The 16,248-nt window shown below is 59.6% G+C and carries 13 protein-coding genes; all 13 read right to left on the bottom strand.

Annotation, left to right across the window (positions count from 1 at the left end):
* Positions 1-130: 130 nt before the first annotated feature.
* Entirely contained in the window at positions 131-1,516 is a 1,386-nt protein-coding gene (locus ACIPL2_RS18125; protein WP_401358326.1) for a sigma-54-dependent transcriptional regulator, read from the bottom strand.
* Positions 1,517-1,521: 5 nt separating this feature from the next.
* Entirely contained in the window at positions 1,522-2,727 is a 1,206-nt protein-coding gene (locus ACIPL2_RS18120) for a sensor histidine kinase (protein ID WP_401358442.1), read from the bottom strand.
* A gap of 128 nt (positions 2,728-2,855) precedes the next feature.
* Complete coding sequence (locus ACIPL2_RS18115) at positions 2,856-4,331, bottom strand: sigma-54 dependent transcriptional regulator (RefSeq protein ID WP_401358325.1); 1,476 nt, start codon at positions 4,329-4,331, stop codon at positions 2,856-2,858.
* 173 nt (positions 4,332-4,504) lie between these two features.
* Positions 4,505-4,801, bottom strand: coding sequence for a flagellar protein FliT (fliT, locus tag ACIPL2_RS18110; protein ID WP_401358324.1), 297 nt, complete (start codon positions 4,799-4,801; stop codon positions 4,505-4,507).
* A gap of 24 nt (positions 4,802-4,825) precedes the next feature.
* Positions 4,826-5,215, bottom strand: coding sequence for a flagellar export chaperone FliS (gene fliS / locus ACIPL2_RS18105; protein WP_033055968.1), 390 nt, complete (start codon positions 5,213-5,215; stop codon positions 4,826-4,828).
* 155 nt (positions 5,216-5,370) lie between these two features.
* Positions 5,371-6,756 carry a flagellar filament capping protein FliD gene (gene fliD / locus ACIPL2_RS18100; RefSeq protein ID WP_401358323.1) on the bottom strand — a complete coding sequence of 462 codons (1,386 nt, stop codon included), beginning with the start codon at positions 6,754-6,756 and terminating at the stop codon, positions 5,371-5,373.
* An 81-nt stretch (positions 6,757-6,837) separates the two neighbouring features.
* Complete coding sequence (locus ACIPL2_RS18095; protein WP_401358321.1) at positions 6,838-7,185, bottom strand: flagellar protein FlaG; 348 nt, start codon at positions 7,183-7,185, stop codon at positions 6,838-6,840.
* 74 nt (positions 7,186-7,259) lie between these two features.
* A complete protein-coding gene (locus tag ACIPL2_RS18090; protein ID WP_401358320.1) occupies positions 7,260-8,705 on the bottom strand; it encodes a flagellin in 1,446 nt (481 codons plus the stop codon).
* A gap of 253 nt (positions 8,706-8,958) precedes the next feature.
* On the bottom strand, positions 8,959-9,888 hold the full coding sequence (locus tag ACIPL2_RS18085; RefSeq protein ID WP_401358319.1) for a ketoacyl-ACP synthase III: 930 nt from the start codon (positions 9,886-9,888) through the stop codon (positions 8,959-8,961).
* 312 nt (positions 9,889-10,200) lie between these two features.
* Positions 10,201-11,778, bottom strand: a complete 1,578-nt coding sequence (locus ACIPL2_RS18080; protein ID WP_401358318.1) for a flagellar hook-associated protein 3 — start codon at positions 11,776-11,778, stop codon at positions 10,201-10,203.
* Positions 11,779-11,791: 13 nt separating this feature from the next.
* On the bottom strand, positions 11,792-13,801 hold the full coding sequence (gene flgK / locus ACIPL2_RS18075) for a flagellar hook-associated protein FlgK (protein ID WP_401358316.1): 2,010 nt from the start codon (positions 13,799-13,801) through the stop codon (positions 11,792-11,794).
* 23 nt (positions 13,802-13,824) lie between these two features.
* The gene (gene flgJ, locus ACIPL2_RS18070; RefSeq protein ID WP_401358315.1) at positions 13,825-15,123 is read right to left on the bottom strand and encodes a flagellar assembly peptidoglycan hydrolase FlgJ; all 1,299 of its coding nucleotides are present in this window, start codon (positions 15,121-15,123) and stop codon (positions 13,825-13,827) included.
* A gap of 11 nt (positions 15,124-15,134) precedes the next feature.
* The gene (locus ACIPL2_RS18065) at positions 15,135-16,223 is read right to left on the bottom strand and encodes a flagellar basal body P-ring protein FlgI (protein ID WP_401358441.1); all 1,089 of its coding nucleotides are present in this window, start codon (positions 16,221-16,223) and stop codon (positions 15,135-15,137) included.
* Positions 16,224-16,248: the final 25 nt, after the last annotated feature.

Here is a 16,248-nt window from a genome sequence, read left to right as displayed (position 1 = left end):
GCGAAGCCTGCGTTCGGCTGCGCAGCAGTCGTGAAATCAGTCCACGCGGTGTTTCAGAAAGACCGAGTGTTCAGGTTTTACGACTGCTGCGCAGCCGAACACAGCCTTCGGCAGCTGCTACAAAATGGAATCAGGTGGCGAACAAATAGGCTTCCACGTCCATTCCGGCGTCACGCATCTGCGCGAGCTTGTAGCGCAGGGTGCGCGGGCTGATGCCCAGGCGCTCGGCGGCCTCTTTGCGACGGCCGCGCTCGGCACGCAAGGTGTCGATGATCATCTGGAATTCACGCCGGCGCAGGTCATCGCCCAGCGCTCCACCCGACTCCGATTCCACTTCCACGGCGCGCGCCGGCGGCGACGCCAATACCGGCAACGGCGCACAGGCGACCGGCCCACTCAGGCAAAAATCCTGTGGCTGAATCAAACCGCCCTGCTGGAGAATCAGCGCACGCTGAATCGCGTTATCCAGCTCGCGGACATTACCCGGCCATGGGTAACCGATCAGGCACGCCTGAGCCTCGGGCGACAGCTTTGCCGCGGCATGCTTCATTTTATTGACGTGTTTGGCCAGCAGTCGCTCGGCCAGCGGCAGGATGTCGGCGGTACGCTCGCGCAACGGACGCCAGGCCAGCGGAAACACCGACAGGCGATAGTAAAGATCTTCGCGAAAACGCCCCGCCGCGACTTCCCCGGCCAGGTCGCGGTTGGTGGTCGCAACGACGCGAATGTCCAGCGCGATCGGCTTGCGTGCCCCGACTCGCTCGACTTCGCGCTCCTGCAACACGCGCAGCAGTTTGGCCTGGAGCCCCAAGGGCATTTCGGAAATTTCGTCGAGCAGGATGGTCCCGCCGTCAGCCTGTTCGAACTTGCCCGCCTGCGCCGCGATGGCGCCGGTGAACGAGCCCTTCTCGTGCCCGAACAATGTGGCTTCGAGCATGTTGTCGGGGATGGCTGCGCAGTTGATCGCAATGAACGGCTGACTGGCGCGATGCGAATGCTGATGGATGTAGCGCGCCAGCACTTCTTTACCGGTCCCGGATTCACCCGAGATCAACACCGTGGAATCACTGCGCGCGACCCGCGCGGCCAATTCCAGCAGTTGCGCACTGGCCGGCTCGAACGCCACCGGGCCTTCGTGCTCGATCGCGCCCAGACTGCCCAGCGCATGACGCGCCACCAGATCGAGCAACGCCTTGGGCTCGAACGGCTTGACCAGATAATCCGCCGCGCCATGGCGCATGGCATCGACCGCACGCTCGACGGCGCCGTGAGCGGTCATCAACAACACCGGCAATTGCGGCTGACGCGCACGCAGCAGACTTAGCAATTGATGCCCGTCCATGCCCGGCATGTTGACGTCACTCAGCACCAGATTGAACGCCTCGACACTGACTGCCGTCAGCGCTTCTTCGGCCGAACCGACAGCCTTGTAATCGTGCCCGGCGAGCAACAGCGTATCGGCCAATGCCTCCCTCAGCGCGCGGTCGTCCTCGACCAGTAAAACCTTGATTCCCATGTCCTTCACTCCGCTCCCTGAGCGCTGGCTTTTTCATCGCAAAAAAGCGGCAGGATGACCTGCGCGCAGGTGCCGCGACCCAGCCGCGAGCGCAGTTGCAATTCGCCCTGATGAGCACGGGCCACAGCCTTGACCACGGTCAGGCCGAGGCCGGTCCCAGTGGTTTTGGTGGTAAAAAACGGCTCGCCCAAACGCGCCAGCACGTTGGCGTCGATGCCACTGCCGCTGTCGCTGACACTCAGGCGCAGCGTATTGCCGCGGGTATAGAGATGGACCTTCAAACGCACATCACCGGCACTGGCCTGGATGGCGTTTTCGATCAGGTTGAGGATCGCCCCGACCAGCGTGTCGCGATTGCACAGCAACTCACCGGAATGACTGTCGCACTGCCAACGAATCGGTAGACCCTGCACATGAGTCAGCGCCGCCGCTTGCAGCGACTGCATCAATATTTTTGGTGTGAGACGATCGGTCAGCGGCAGCTCGCCGCGCGCGAACACCAGCATGTCGCGCACCTGATGCTCCAGCTCATGCAGACGCTCTTTCAAGCGACCGGCAAAACGCTGCTGGGTCTCGACGGGCAATTCCTGCTCAGTCAAATGACTGGCGTAGAGCAACGCGGCGGACAAGGGTGTACGAATCTGATGGGCCAGCGACGCCACCATGCGCCCGAGGGACGACAGGCGTTCGTGGCGGGCCAGTTGATCTTGCAGATGGCGGGTTTCAGTCAGGTCGTTGAGCAACACCAACTGGCCGGGCTCGGCATCCAGCGAGCGCGTGGAGATCGACAGTCGCCGACCGTCCTTGAGGGAGATTTCATGACCGTCGTCTTCGCGAGGCGCAAAGCAGCGGGCAATCACCTGGCGCCACAGTTCACCTTCGAGGGGCAGGCCGAGCAGCTCGCAAGCAGCGGGGTTGGCTTCGCGCACGATGCCTTGGGCATCAATGACGATGACGCCACCGGGCAACAGATCGAGGAGGTTTTGCAGGCGGTTGGCCAGGCGTTCTTTTTCCGCCAGTTCCTGCATGCGCTGAGCGCTGACCACCGCCAGCTCACCCTTGAGCTCGGTGACCCGGGCTTCGAGCATGCTGTAGGAGTCGGTCAGTTGGCTCGACATCTGATTGAACTGGGCAAATGCCTGCTCGAGGCCAAGCCGGCTTGCCTGTTCTACGGACGACGGTTGCCCCGATGCGTCAGGGACAGAAAACATCTGGGCGGCTTGGGGCATCGTGCTCACTCGCTTGGCTGACCGTCAGTTAAACGGAACGTTGCGAGGGATGTAGCAATACCCGTGCCTAAAAAAAACTACCTATAAATGAAGGACTTGAAAAACAGGCGTCAATCATCCGCCTGTTCATCACCGTCACGACGACTCATGCCGTACTTGCGCATTTTTTCCACCAGGGTGGTGCGACGAATACGCAACCGTTCTGCCGCGCGCGCAACGATGCCATTGGCATCATCCAGCGCCTGCTGAATCAACCCTTGTTCCAGACCGCCGAGGTAGTCCTTCAGGTCCAGGCCTTCCGGCGGCAGCAGGGCGTTGGCCGTGAAGTCCGGGGTATGACCGTTGATGGCCACCCGTTCTTCGAGGTCGCTGCGCAGGCTGTCGACCATCTGCTCGTCTTCGTCGTCGACGTAGCGGAATTTCTTCGGCAACTCGACCACGCCGATCACCCCGTACGGATGCATGATCGCCATGCGCTCCACCAGGTTGGCCAGCTCGCGGACGTTGCCCGGCCAGCCGTGACGGCACAGCGACATGATCGCTGCCGAGTTGAAACGGATCGAACCCCGCTTCTCGTGCTCCATGCGCGAGATCAACTCGTTCATCAGCAGCGGGATGTCTTCGACGCGTTCGCGCAGTGGCGCCATCTCGATCGGGAACACGTTCAGGCGGTAGTACAAGTCTTCGCGGAAGGTGCCGATCTCGATCATGCTTTCGAGATTCTTGTGGGTCGCCGCGATGATGCGCACGTCGACACTCTGGGTCTTGTTGCTGCCCACGCGCTCGAAGGTGCGCTCCTGCAACACGCGCAGCAGCTTGACCTGCATCGGCAGCGGCATGTCGCCGATTTCGTCGAGGAACAGCGTGCCGCCGTTGGCCAGTTCGAAACGCCCGGCACGGCTGGTGATCGCCCCGGTGAAGGCGCCCTTCTCGTGGCCGAACAATTCGCTTTCCAGCAACTCGGCCGGAATCGCGCCACAGTTGACCGGTACGAACGGCGCATCACGACGCTTGGAGTGATAGTGCAGATTGCGCGCGACCACTTCCTTGCCGGTACCGGACTCACCGAGGATCAGCACGCTGGCGTCGGTGTCGGCCACTTGCTGCATCATCTGGCGGACGTGTTGAATCGCCCGGCTGGTGCCGACAAGGCTGCGGAAAAGATTGGGTTCGCGATGACGCCCGCGCTCACGCGCCTGGTCGTACATCTCGCGATAGACCTGGGCACGGTGCAGGGAGTCGAGCAATTTGCTGTAGCTGGGTGGCATTTCAAGGGTCGAAAGCACTCGCCGACGCTGGTCTTCAGGCAAGTCAACGGAAGAATTATCGCCCATTAACAAAACCGGAAGGAACTCATCCCAGGTTGAGAGTGTCTTTAACAAGCCCGGAAGTGCGCCAGAAGCATTGACCGTCCCGATCAGGACACAGATCACTTCACGACTTGATGACAAAGAGCCGACAGCCTGCTGCCAGTCATGGCTTCCGCAGGGTAAATTTTCTTCACCAAGAAAATTTAAAATCACCGCCAGGTCGCGGCGGCGGACGCTATCGTCATCAATCAGCAGAATTTTGGTTTCACGCCACATGCAATAGCAACTTCCCTAGTCAACTCAATGCCCAAAATGAGGGGGCAAGCTAGACGCTTGCAGGCATGTTAAGCCTGTAGACGCCTGAAATCTGGAACCAGCCACTAGTTAAGTCAAAAAACCGTGCACAGTCAAATTTATGGCGCACTATGTTTGGATTAACTGAGGGTTAACTAACCAAACAGATGGTAAACCTTTGCCGCGTTCTGCGCATGGTTGATCTGCGACATCTCGTCGACTATCGCCTGGCGCTCCCCCATCGTCGCCGTCAGCAAATCCTTGTACACCGCCAGCAGCCTTTCCAGATTGGTCCGTAACGCTTCTTCATCGATCGGCGCTTCGCTCAGCACCTCATCGACGCATTCGCGACAGGCCACATCCAGTTCGCCGATCGCATCCCAGTTTCGCGCCGCCAGGGCGTCCACCAGGGCTTCACGGGTTTGTTCTATCCGCTGCAGTGCTTGACTCATGGCGCTATCCTCAGGCCCACAGGCCTATTGATTTGCAATTGCATCCCAACCGCTTTTCAGGGTATCGAGCAAACCCGATACTTCGTCGATGATCGCTGCATCGTTGTTGCGGTTGGCTTCCATCAAACGCGTCATCATGTAGGCGTACAAGTTGTCGAGCTGCTGGAGCGACGCCGGGTCCTCGGTCTTCTCGGGGTTCAGACCGTCACGCAGGCCGATGATGATGTCAACGGCCTTGCCGAGCATCAATCCCTTGAGTGCGATGTCACCCCGCTCCATTGCGCCCTTGGCTTGAGCCATGCGGTCCAACCCACCCTCCATCAGCAACTGAACCAGGCGATGGGGATTGGCTTCAGAGATCTGAGCATGGGAATTGACCTTCTGGTACTGGCGAAGGGCTCTCATGGGATTCATGTTTCTACCTCGTGACAGACAACAAATGAAAATAGGTTTGCTCTGATCATTATGTCGACGGGTCGGCATAAAACTTTAATCGCGACCCGCGACCAAAGAAAAAACCCAGGCGCTGTTTTTACAGCCGGCCTGGGTTTTTTTATGCCTGATCCGGATCAGTCGGACTTCGGATTGTTCAGCGCATTGAGCGTGGTCATGATGCTGTCGCTCTGCGCCCGCAGCCTGGCCACCAGGGAGTCCATGGCGGTGTACTTGGCCGTCAGGCTCAATTGCAGGCTGGCCATCCGCGAATCAAGGGTGTCCTGCTGCTTTTTCAAGTCGGTCAGGCTGTCGCTCAGGCTGGCCGAGCGCGCGGCAAAAACACCGGTCTTGCTCAGGGCGAAGCTGTCAGTCGCGGTTTTCATTCGCGCCAGCAAACCGGTATCGCCGGTGAAGATAGCGTTGATGTCGGCGGCATTGGTCAGCACCGCCGCATCCCACTGCTTGTCGTCGATGGTCAGGGTGCCGGTTTTCTGATCTGTCTGAACGCCAAACTGGGACAACGCCTTCATCTGGCCGGTGCCCGACATCGAGTTCAGTTCGGTGCGTACCGAATTCAACAGTGAACGCAGCGAGGCGTCGCCCGTCAGGGCGCCGGAGGTGACCGAACCATCGGCGTTGGTGGTGACCTGGGTCTCGGCGTTGGCCGCCTTGATCAACGCGTTGTAGGTGTCGACAAAGCCTTTGACCGAGGACTTCAGCGTTGAGCTGCTGGCGGCGACGGTGATGGTGCTCGCGGTCGGCGCAGAAGCACCGGCCGCGGTTGGAGAAACGCCCGTCAGCTTGACGGTAACCCCGCTCACGGCGTCGGCAATGGTGTTGGTCTTGGATTCCATGACCAAGCCATCCAGTGTGTACTTGGCGTTCTGCGGCGCGGCAAGAACCGAGGTACCGGTTTCCAGGCCCGAGTTGCCCGTCAAGGTCAGGTCCGATCCGACACCGGTGGTGGTCGACGTCATCACCAATCGAGAGCCGCTGGCGTCGGTCAGGATGTTGGCACTCAAGCCCTGGTTCGCGTACTGCGAGTTGATCGAGTCGCGAACCTGCTGCAGCGTCGAGCCGGCAGGAATGCTCACGTCAAACGTGTTGCTGCCCTGCTTGATGCTCAGCGTGGTCGGCACCGAGCCGGCGTTGATCACCGTCGAAGCGCCACCCGCGTAAACCTTGGATGAGATCTTCGACGCCGTGGCCAACTGATTGACCACCAGCGAGAAACTCCCGGCCGCCGCGCCATTACCGGTGGTGACCGTGGCGACTTTTTCATCGGAGGACGAACCGGTCAGGCCATTGAAGCTGGCGGTCGTCTTCATGTTGTCCAGCGCACCCCGGAAGGCGTCCAGTGCGGCCTGGATCTTACCGATCGACGATAGCGAGGTCGTCGCTTTCAGCGTCTGGCTGTTGATCTGTGTCTGCTTCGGCGCCCTTTCGGAATCCACCAAAGACTTCACGATCGCCTGGGTATCGATGTTCGAACCAATACCGCTAACCGTTGAACCCGCCATCATCTCTCTCCTTATCCGGTGGCTGTCGTTTTCTTGACTAAGAGCGCCCTAGCCAACGACAGCAACAAAATTCATGCCAGCTCAGGCCTTGGCGTCAAACAGCAAGCTGCTGGCGTCTGTCAGGCTCTGTGCAAGCTTCAATGCAGTTTCCGAAGGGATCTGGCGAATCACGTCACCGGTTTCGGTGGCGATGACCTTGACCACGACCCGGCCGGTGGAATCATCAATCGTAAAATCCAGCTTGCGTTGAGCAGCCTGGACAAATTCCCGAATATCGGTCACGGCTTTTTCCAGGTCGTCACGCTTGGGCTCGTCGCCCGATTTCGCGACGGGCTCAGCCTTGGGCTGTTCCTGTTTGGCTGCGACGGTCGGCGTTGCCTGAGGGGCAACGGCTGGATAAGACAGGTTCAACTTGACGCTCATGTCCATGCTAAATCTCCTCATCACGGAAAAGACGAAAGGGCACGTAAACGCGCCCTTCCGTCAATCACCAAGCGCTGTTATTACTGAAGCAGCTTCAGTACAGCGGATGGCAGCTGGTTAGCCTGGGACAGGATCGCGGTGGAAGCCTGTTGCAGGGTTTGTTGCTTGGTCAGCTGAGCAGTTTCAGCAGCGAAGTCGACGTCCTGGATCACGCCACGAGCAGCAGTGGAGTTGTCCGAGATGCTGCGCAGGTTCGACACGGTGCTGTCGAAACGGTTTTGTACGGCACCGAGGTCAGCACGCTGGGAGTCGATGTTGGCGATCGCTTGCGAGATCACGTCAACAGCGTTCTGTGCGTTGGCAGCAGTGGTCACGTCAGTGTTGCTGACCACGGTTTTAGCCGAGCTGACGGTAGTACCGGCAGCTACGAACAGGCCAGTTGCGCCAGCGCCGTTCATCGAGTAGCTAGTGGTGGAGTTCAGGGACACTGCGCCAGTGACCTGGACTGCGGTGGCAGCGGCAGCAACGCCAGCGCCGTAGTTACCGGAACCGTCTTTGGCCTGAACCGAGATACCGGCAATGGCACTGGCGTCACCAGCGTTCAGGATGATGTTTTCGCCGGTGTCGGATTTGACTTCCAGGCTGTTGGTGGTGGCGTTGAAGTTAACGCTGATGCCCAGCTTGGCAGCGTTGGACTTCAGTTGGTCAGCCAGGCCAGCAGTGTCGGTTACGCCGACCATGTTGACAGCGGCACCAGCACCTACCTTGATGGTGAAGTTCGCGGTACCTGGCAGAGCACCGGTGATCGCAGCAGTGTTGACAGTGAACTTGGCTTCAGTGCTGGCAGTAGCCGACAGGCCGCCGATAACGCCGTTCAGCTGGGAAGCAGTCGTTTTGGCAGACTGACCGTTGACGGTGGTGATGTTAGCGGTTTGGCCGCCACCGGTCACAGCGATTGCACCACCGGTCACACCGGCCAGGCTTGGCGCGATGGCCACGCTTTTCAGCTGCTGGGAGCCGATGTTGTTAGCCGATACGTCGCCCAGCGTCATGTTGATGGTCTGGTTGGCGTTAGCGCCGACCTGGAAAGCGGTAGTACCGAAAGAACCGTCCAGCAGGTTACGACCACCGAAAGTAGTGGTGCTGGCGATACGCGACAGCTCGGAAGTCAGAGCCGAGTACTCGGCGTTGTTCGACTTACGGTCTTCGGCGCTTGGCGAACCGTTCGCGGAAGCCAGGGCCAGGGTACGCATTTTCTGCAGGATGTTGGTGGATTCCTGCATCGCGCCTTCAGCTGTTTGCGCGATGGAGATGCCGTCACCGGCGTTCTTGATGGCAGTGCCCAGGCCGTTGATCTGGCTGGTCAGACGGTTGGAAATTTGCAGGCCGGCCGCATCGTCTTTAGCGCTGTTGATACGCAGGCCGGAAGACAGACGTTGCATCGAAGTTTGCAGATTGGTAGAAGCTTTGTTCAGGTTGTTCTGAACGGTCAACGATGCAAGGTTGGTGTTTACTGTTAAAGCCATGACGAAATCCTCGTTGGATGGATACTGCGGCTTCCGGCCCTGACATCCGTCGGGTGTGGCCTAGAGAACCTACGTAATAGTTATCGTCGTGAAGAGGCTTTGCTTGAGGGGTTTTTTGCAAATTTTTAGTGGCAGCTTGCCAGCCCTTTAGTTTCAAGGCCTTGGAGCCAGAAATTCGGCGCCAGTAAAACGCAAAACGCCCGGGAACTTGCGTCCCGGGCGTTTTTTATTGCGTCTATTGCTGCACAGCCGATCAGCCGCGGAAGAGAATCGCCGAGCCCCACGACAGGCCTACGCCGAAACCGCTGATGGCCACACGCGTCCACTTGGAATCGAACACGTGGTTCTGCAACAGCAGCGGAATACTCGAAGACACCGTGTTACCGGTTTCGAGCATGTCCTTGACGAACTTCTCCGGCTCACCTTCTTCGAAGCGGCGCGCCACGGCATCGACAATCGCCGCGCTGCCCTGGTGAATGCAGAAGGCATCGATATCGCCCGCCTGCAAATTCGACTCATCCAGCAGCTCGTGCAAATGCGCCGGGACTTTCAGCAACGCGAAGTTGAAGACCTGACGGCCATTCATGAAGAACACACCGTCGCTGACCTTCAAGTGCGGCGCACCAGAACCGTCGGTGCCGAACTTTGACTTGCCCAGCTGCCAGACGGCGTTTTCGCCCATCCAGGTCGCGGTGGCGGCATCACCGAACAGCATGGTGGTGTTGCGGTCTTCCGGGTCGACGATCTTCGAGTACGGATCAGCCGTGATCAGCAGGCCGTTTTTCAGCCCCGTCGCTTCCATGAACCCCTTGAGGGCATAGATGCCGTAGACGTAGCCGGAACAGCCCAGGGAGATATCGAAAGCAGCCACATGAGTCGGCAGGCCCAGTTTGTCCTGGACGATCGCCGAGGTGTGCGGCAGCCCTTCTTCATCGCCGTTCTGGGTGACGACGATCAAGCAATCAATGGATTCACGCTTGAGTTCGGGGCTGGCGGCGAACAGTGCATTGACTGCTTCGACGCACAGGTCTGAAGTTTCCTGATCGGCATCCTTGCGCGGCAGAAACGCCGAACCGATCTTGCCAAGAATGAAGGTTTCGTCCTTGTCGAACTTTGCACCCTGGGCGTAGTTGTCAACCCCGGCTGCCGGCACGTAACTCGCTATGTTTTTTATGCCAATCATTATGGCTTCCCAATAATAAACAGCTGAATATCGCCACTCGCTGAATCGAGGGCGTCTACAGTCAGGGCCTGGCCCCCAGAGGAGGCAACGTCGGGACTCAAGGCTCACCTTGAACAGCCCCCCACCTTCACCGCCCGCAGACAGGATACAGTGAAGATGCGCGTTTTGACTGGCGGGTCACTCAGAGATCAGTGCTTTATTTGATTTTGTGGCACTGACACAGTCCCGATCCACCCCATCGTCATCAAAAAAGATGCAAAAAAAAAGCCAGCCCCTTATGACAGGGACTGGCCGCGAGCGGTCAAGACCGACTCAAAGCTTGTTGAACAGGCCCAACTGGGAAATCTTCGAGAACGCAAGTTGCGCCGCTTGCAGCATGGTTTGCTGCAAGGTCAGACGCGTCAATACTTCCGCGGGATCGGTGTTCTTGATCGAGTTACCCGTCGCTTCGTTGATCAGGCCCGTACTCTGGTTCTGATCGGCCTGCATGTCCATCACGTTACCGCGCGCACCAATGGCGCCACGAGCCAGGTCGACCTGGTTCTTGGCATTACCGAGGTTGGCAATCGCCGACGCCACGGTGTCTTCCAGAAAACGCTGGGCGGTCGGGTTGCCCTGGGTCGGCGAGTTGAGTGCCTGACGCAGTTGACTGATGGTATCGAGCACGTTCTGGGTCTGGTGTGTATTGACCGCGATGTCGAACTGATCACCCGTCGCGGGTGCGCCGCCACTGAGGGTAAAGCTGACACCGGCCGCTGTCGCCACACCCGCCGCTACAGTGCCGGACGATACCGGCGTACTGCTGCTGGTCAACGGACGTGCGTACAGGTCGAACGTCGTCGGGCTGGTGAACTTCAGAACCGCCCCGCCCTCAGGGAAGAAGCTCTTGTAGTCAGCCGCGTTGGTCACCGAAGACTGGCTCACTAACGTGGTCGAGGCATTGCTCGGCGCACGGTTACTGACGAAGCTGTCCGGTTTGGCCGCCAACTGGAAACTGTGCCCGGCGATGACGGCGTCGGCGTTGGTGGCGTTGTCGCCGGCCTGGAAGGTGATGTCCAGTTTGAAGGTCACGCCACGGAAATTGACGTCGGAGCCACCCTTGGCATTCGGGTCGAACACACCGCCCTGACTCGCCTCGGCGGTCACGTCATTGCCCAAGGCATCAGTGATCGAAAACTGCGTGCTGCTGGTGAACGCCAGGGTATACGGCTGACCGCTGCGGAAATTCGCATCGAACGCCGGACCGGAATTCACCAGGCCTGGCGACAGGGCCACTCGCCCGTCATTGACCGCAGGGGCGGTCATCGTGGTCGAGCTTCGGGCGGCGTTGATCGCCTGCTGGAACACATCCCAACCGGTGTCATTGAGCCCCAGCGACATCGAGTCACCGATCTTCAATTGCAACTGGGTCTGGTCGCCCTGATAGCTGTAGGTGCCGTCGCTATTGCGCGCAAAAGGTTGAGTGTTGTTGCTGGCGCCGGAAAACATGTACTTGCCGTTGGCGTCCTTGCTGTTCATCAAGCTCAGCAATTGCTCTTCAGCCTGGCCGAGTTCGGCCGCGATGGATTTGCGGTCGTCATCGTTCAACGAACCGCCACCGGCGCGCACCGCCAACTCGCTGACTTTCTGCAGCACGTTGTTGATGCTGTCGAGCACGCTTTCTTCTTGCGCCTGCGCGGTGTTCAACGCGCTGATGTTGGTGGTGTACTGACCCAACATGGCTTTTTGCTGATCGAGTTGCAGCAGGCGGGCCGCGCCGACCGGATCATCCGCCGCGGTCTCAAGCTTCACGCCGCTGCTGGCCTGCTCGGCCGTCTTGATCGCGTTGTTGAAGTTGCGCTGATAGTTGGCAGCCGTGGTCGCATAGTACTGTGCAGTAGAAATACGCATGTTTTACGGCTCCTTATAGGGCGTTGATCAGGGTGCTGAAAATTTCCTGCGCAGTCTTGATGATCTGCGAAGAAGCCGAGTAGTACTGCTGGTATTTGATCAGGTTGCCGGTCTCTTCATCGAGGTCGACACCCGACAGCGAGTCGCGAGAGTTGCGCGCCTGGCTCAGGATGGTGTCAGTGGCCGTGGCATCGAGTTGACCTTGTTTGGTCTTGGAACCGACCGACGAAACCAGACCACCGTAGGCATCGGTAAAACTCACGCCCGGGCTGGTGGAATTGGCACCGACCGTGGCTTTGGTTTGCAGGCCGAGCAATGCCTGGGCGTTGCGGTTGTCGGTGCTGCCGGGCGCCGTCAGCGAAATATTGAAACTGTCGTCCTTCTCGGGACTGCCGCTGAGGGTCATCGCGACATTGAAGGTTTTCGCGACACCCAATGAGTCGGTGTAAGGCACCGCAATGTTCAGATCATTATTCTGACCGGGCACGATGCTGCCGGTCCCCATGCTGTTGCCCTTGGCATCAAACACTTCGTACGCCGTGCTGCTGGTCATGAGCAAGCGAACCGGCATGGCGGCCTTGACCGCCGTCTGCATGTCCTGACGCTGGACAGGGTCGTAGATGTCCAGCGCAGTGCTCAGGGTCGGCTGGCTGACGGCGCCGGTGCCGTCGTTACCGGAAGCCTTGGTGGACGTCAGCGGCGCGGCGGTGGCCAGGCGTTTGACGTCGGTCATGATGGTGGTCATGTCCGCCGCCGCACTGCGCGTCGGGGTTATTTTGAAGGTGTCGCCGGTATTCACCGGGCCAGCATTGAGGCTCAGGCTGAAACCGTCGATGACCGGTGCCGGGCTCGCGCCGAGGGTGAAACTGCCCATGTCGGTGTTGTCCGACAAACGACGCACGCTGTAACCCGTGGCGCTGGTGAAGGTCACCTGGTAATCGCTGACCGCCAGTTTGCTGGTGTCATTGATGGTGACATTGAGGTTGCCGGACGCCGGGTTGTTGTTGCCATTGGCGATGCTGCGCTGGCTGATGGCCGCCGCACTGTTGATATCGTTAAACAGCCCCGAGCCGAAGTTGCCGTTCTGATCGACGCCCTGCCCTTGCTGTTTGTTGACCTGATCGGCTACCACCATGGCGATGCGACCCAGTCCGTTGACGGCGGGTGTCAGCACGTCGTCGCGGTAACGCAACAGGCCGCCCATCTCGCCACCCGAGACCGCGGAGGTGATGTCGACCGTCGAGCTGCCACGATCGAGGATGATCGAGGAACGGGTAGGGTCAGACTTGTCGGTCTGTATGCGCAAGGTATTGACGGTGTTACCCATGACCAGCGGCTGGCCGCTGCCCAGGTAAATATCCACGCTGCCGTTGTTTTCGCTGACCTGCACGCCGACCAGTTCGGAGAGCTGGCGAACCGTTTCGTTACGCTGGTCCAGCAGGTCGTTGGGTTGGCCACCCGAACCACTGACCTCACTGATTTTCTGGTTGTAGGCCGCTACGGTCGCCGCCAGCTTATTGACCTGATCGGCCATCGAGCCCAACTGATCGTTGATGTACGTCCCCTGCTGCGTCAACTGCTGGGAAATGGCATTGACACGACTGGTCAAGGCTTGGGCATTGGTCAACAACGCCTGACGCGCAGCAGTGTCGTTGGAGTTGCCGGACAGCGTTTGCAACGACGAGAAAAACGACTGCAGGGTTTTGGTAATGCCCGTGCCGCTGTCGGACAACAGCTTGTCCACTTGCGTGGCCTGTCCCAGGTAAGCCTGCGCATCACCATTAAGCGAGGTGGTGGTCTGCAACTGCGCATCGAGGTAGCTGTTGTACACCCGACGCACATCGGCCAGCGTCGTACCGGTGCCGATGAACACATTGCCATACTGACCGGAGGCTTTGGTGCTCTGCACAGTTTGTTGGCGTGAGTACCCGGCGGTGTCGACGTTGGCAATGTTGTTGCCAGTGGTCAGCAACGAAGAATGGCCAGCAGCCAGACCCGACATCCCGATATTGAGCAAACTCATGGTTCAGACCTTATAGCTTATGCCTATAAAGGCGTGGTGGTAGCGCCCGCCGCAGCGTAGTTCTGGTAACTCGTCATCTGCTTGGCTATCTGCGAAATCTTGCTCGCGTACTGCGGGTCGGTTGCGTAACCGGCCTTTTGCAACTCGCGCACAAACTGTTCTGGGTTATCGGCCGACTTCACGACATCTTGATAGCGATTGTTGGTTTGCAGCAGCGTCACCAGGTCATGGAAGCTGTCCTTGTAGGAGCCATAGGAACGGAACTCGGCCGTCTCCTTGACCTTCTCGCCATTCCTGAATTCGCTGGTGATCGCCCGTGCCGATTCGCCCGTCCAACTGCTGCCGGCCTTGATGCCAAACAGGTTGTGGCTACTGCTGCCATCCTGAGCACGCATGACCGATTTGCCCCAACCGGTTTCCAGGGCCGCCTGGGCCACCAGGTAACGCGGATCGACGCCGATGCGCTCGGCGGCCTCTTTGGCCATCGGCAGCATGGTGTTGACGAATTCGTCGGCGGAATTGAAAGCTTTTTTCGCCGGCGCCAAGGGAATCTGCGCCATGGCGCGGCCATAAATCTGCAGGCGCCCGCTGGACGTGGAATCCGTTTGCGCGGTCAGCCAATCGCCGTTGTACAGGGGACCGGAACCGGTCTTGGTGCTCGACGGCACCTGGATTTTATTCGGGCTGGTCGCTGCCGTTGCGGCGGTGGTCGATGCCGATGGCACCAGCCCGGCGAGCAAGCGGTCGGCCAGTTTCGGCGGCAGCGCCAGACGCCGTTGATTGATCAGCGCCATGTCGTTGTGGTGAGCACCCTCGCCCGCGCCTGCCGGCGACTTCAGCGAACGCGACGCCCACAACGGACGTTCGCCATTGAGGCGCGACAGCGGTCCATTGGTGGCGACGGTACCGGCGGCAATCGGCGTTTCCACGGCGGCTTTCGCGGCCAGTTGCTTGGCGGCAGACGCAGCAGCGGCCTCGCCCGGCGCCATGGGTTTGTTCTTCGACATCTGCCGCATCAGCACGTCCGCCAGACCAATACCGCCGCCCTCGCGGGACATGGAAACGGCCAACTGCTGGTCGTACATTTCCTGGTACTGCTTGGCGGCCGGGGTGTTCAGCGGATTGTCCTGGCCCAGCGTGTCGGTCGCCGAGCGCATAGACTTGAGCATTTCACCGAGGAACAGCGACTCGAACTCCTGCGCCACTTTGCGCATGTTGCCGTCACTGTCCTTGTCACCGACCTTGAGCTGGTTCAGGCGGTTCAGGTCCGAATAGGAACCCGAGTCGCTACTGCTGACAAAACCGCTCTTGCGCATATCCATGGTGGCCGTCCTCAGATCACGATCAAGTCGGCTTGCAACGCGCCGGCCTGCTTCAATGCTTCGAGGATCGCCATCAAGTCACCGGGTGCCGCGCCGACCTGGTTCACCGCACGGACGATTTCGTCGAGGGTGGTGCCGGGGCCGAACTTGAACATCGGTTTGGCTTCCTGCTGGGCGTTGACCCGCGAGCGTGGCACGACCGCCGTCTGGCCATTGGACAGAGGGCCGGGCTGGCTGACGATCGGGTCTTCGGTGATGGTCACGGTCAGGCTGCCGTGGGTCACGGCGGCCGGGGACACCTTGACGTTCTGGCCAATCACGATGGTGCCGGTGCGGGAGTTGATGATGACTTTCGCCACCGCCTGACCCGGATCGACTTCAAGGTTTTCCAGGATCGACAAATAGTCGACCCGCTGGCTTGGGTCCAGCGGCGCGCTGACACGAATCGAACCGCCGTCGATGGCCTGGGCCACGCCAGGGCCGAGCATGTTGTTGATCTTGTCGACGATGCGCTTGGCGGTGGTGAAGTCTGAACGGTTGAGGTTCAGGGTCAGGCTGTTGCCCTGGTTGAAACCGCTCGGCACCGAACGCTCGACCGAGGCACCGCCAGGGATGCGACCGGCCGACGGCACGTTAACGGTGATCTTCGAACCATCGCGACCTTCAGCATCAAAACCACCGACCACCAGGTTGCCCTGGGCGATTGCGTAGACGTTGCCGTCGATACCTTTCAGCGGCGTCAGCAGCAACGTACCGCCGCGCAAACTCTTGGAGTTACCGATGGACGAAACCGTGATGTCGACCTGTTGCCCTGGCTTGGCAAACGCCGGCAAGTCGGCACTGATCGACACCGCCGCGACGTTCTTCAACTGCACGTTGCCCGAACCGGGCGGCACCTTGATGCCGAACTGCGAGAGCATGTTGTTGAAGGTCTGCAGGGTGAATGGCGTCTGGGTCGTCTGGTCACCGGTGCCGTTAAGCCCGACCACCAGGCCGTAGCCGATCAATTGGTTGGAACGCACGCCGGAAATACTGGCGATGTCCTTCAGGCGCTCGGCTTGAACGTTGAAGGCTGCGGACAGCAACAGAGCGGCCACCATGAGACTTTTGAAGTTCAACGTAGCC

The sequence above is a fragment of the Pseudomonas sp. NPDC086251 genome (assembly GCF_044746405.1).
GTDB lineage: Bacteria > Pseudomonadota > Gammaproteobacteria > Pseudomonadales > Pseudomonadaceae > Aquipseudomonas.
The sequence above is the reverse complement of the archived record's forward strand: the minus strand, read 5'-3'. Positions and strand labels throughout refer to the sequence as shown.

Coding starts and splice junctions, on each gene's coding strand:
- ACIPL2_RS18125 (WP_401358326.1), bottom strand. CDS start 1,516: ATGGGAATCAAGGTTTTACTGGTCGAGGACGACCGCGCGCTGAGGGAG.
- ACIPL2_RS18120 (WP_401358442.1), bottom strand. CDS start 2,727: ATGTTTTCTGTCCCTGACGCATCGGGGCAACCGTCGTCCGTAGAACAG.
- ACIPL2_RS18115 (WP_401358325.1), bottom strand. CDS start 4,331: ATGTGGCGTGAAACCAAAATTCTGCTGATTGATGACGATAGCGTCCGC.
- fliT (WP_401358324.1), bottom strand. CDS start 4,801: ATGAGTCAAGCACTGCAGCGGATAGAACAAACCCGTGAAGCCCTGGTG.
- fliS (WP_033055968.1), bottom strand. CDS start 5,215: ATGAATCCCATGAGAGCCCTTCGCCAGTACCAGAAGGTCAATTCCCAT.
- fliD (WP_401358323.1), bottom strand. CDS start 6,756: ATGGCGGGTTCAACGGTTAGCGGTATTGGTTCGAACATCGATACCCAG.
- ACIPL2_RS18095 (WP_401358321.1), bottom strand. CDS start 7,185: ATGGACATGAGCGTCAAGTTGAACCTGTCTTATCCAGCCGTTGCCCCT.
- ACIPL2_RS18090 (WP_401358320.1), bottom strand. CDS start 8,705: ATGGCTTTAACAGTAAACACCAACCTTGCATCGTTGACCGTTCAGAAC.
- ACIPL2_RS18085 (WP_401358319.1), bottom strand. CDS start 9,888: ATGATTGGCATAAAAAACATAGCGAGTTACGTGCCGGCAGCCGGGGTT.
- ACIPL2_RS18080 (WP_401358318.1), bottom strand. CDS start 11,778: ATGCGTATTTCTACTGCACAGTACTATGCGACCACGGCTGCCAACTAT.
- flgK (WP_401358316.1), bottom strand. CDS start 13,801: ATGAGTTTGCTCAATATCGGGATGTCGGGTCTGGCTGCTGGCCATTCT.
- flgJ (WP_401358315.1), bottom strand. CDS start 15,123: ATGGATATGCGCAAGAGCGGTTTTGTCAGCAGTAGCGACTCGGGTTCC.
- ACIPL2_RS18065 (WP_401358441.1), bottom strand. CDS start 16,223: ATGGTGGCCGCTCTGTTGCTGTCCGCAGCCTTCAACGTTCAAGCCGAG.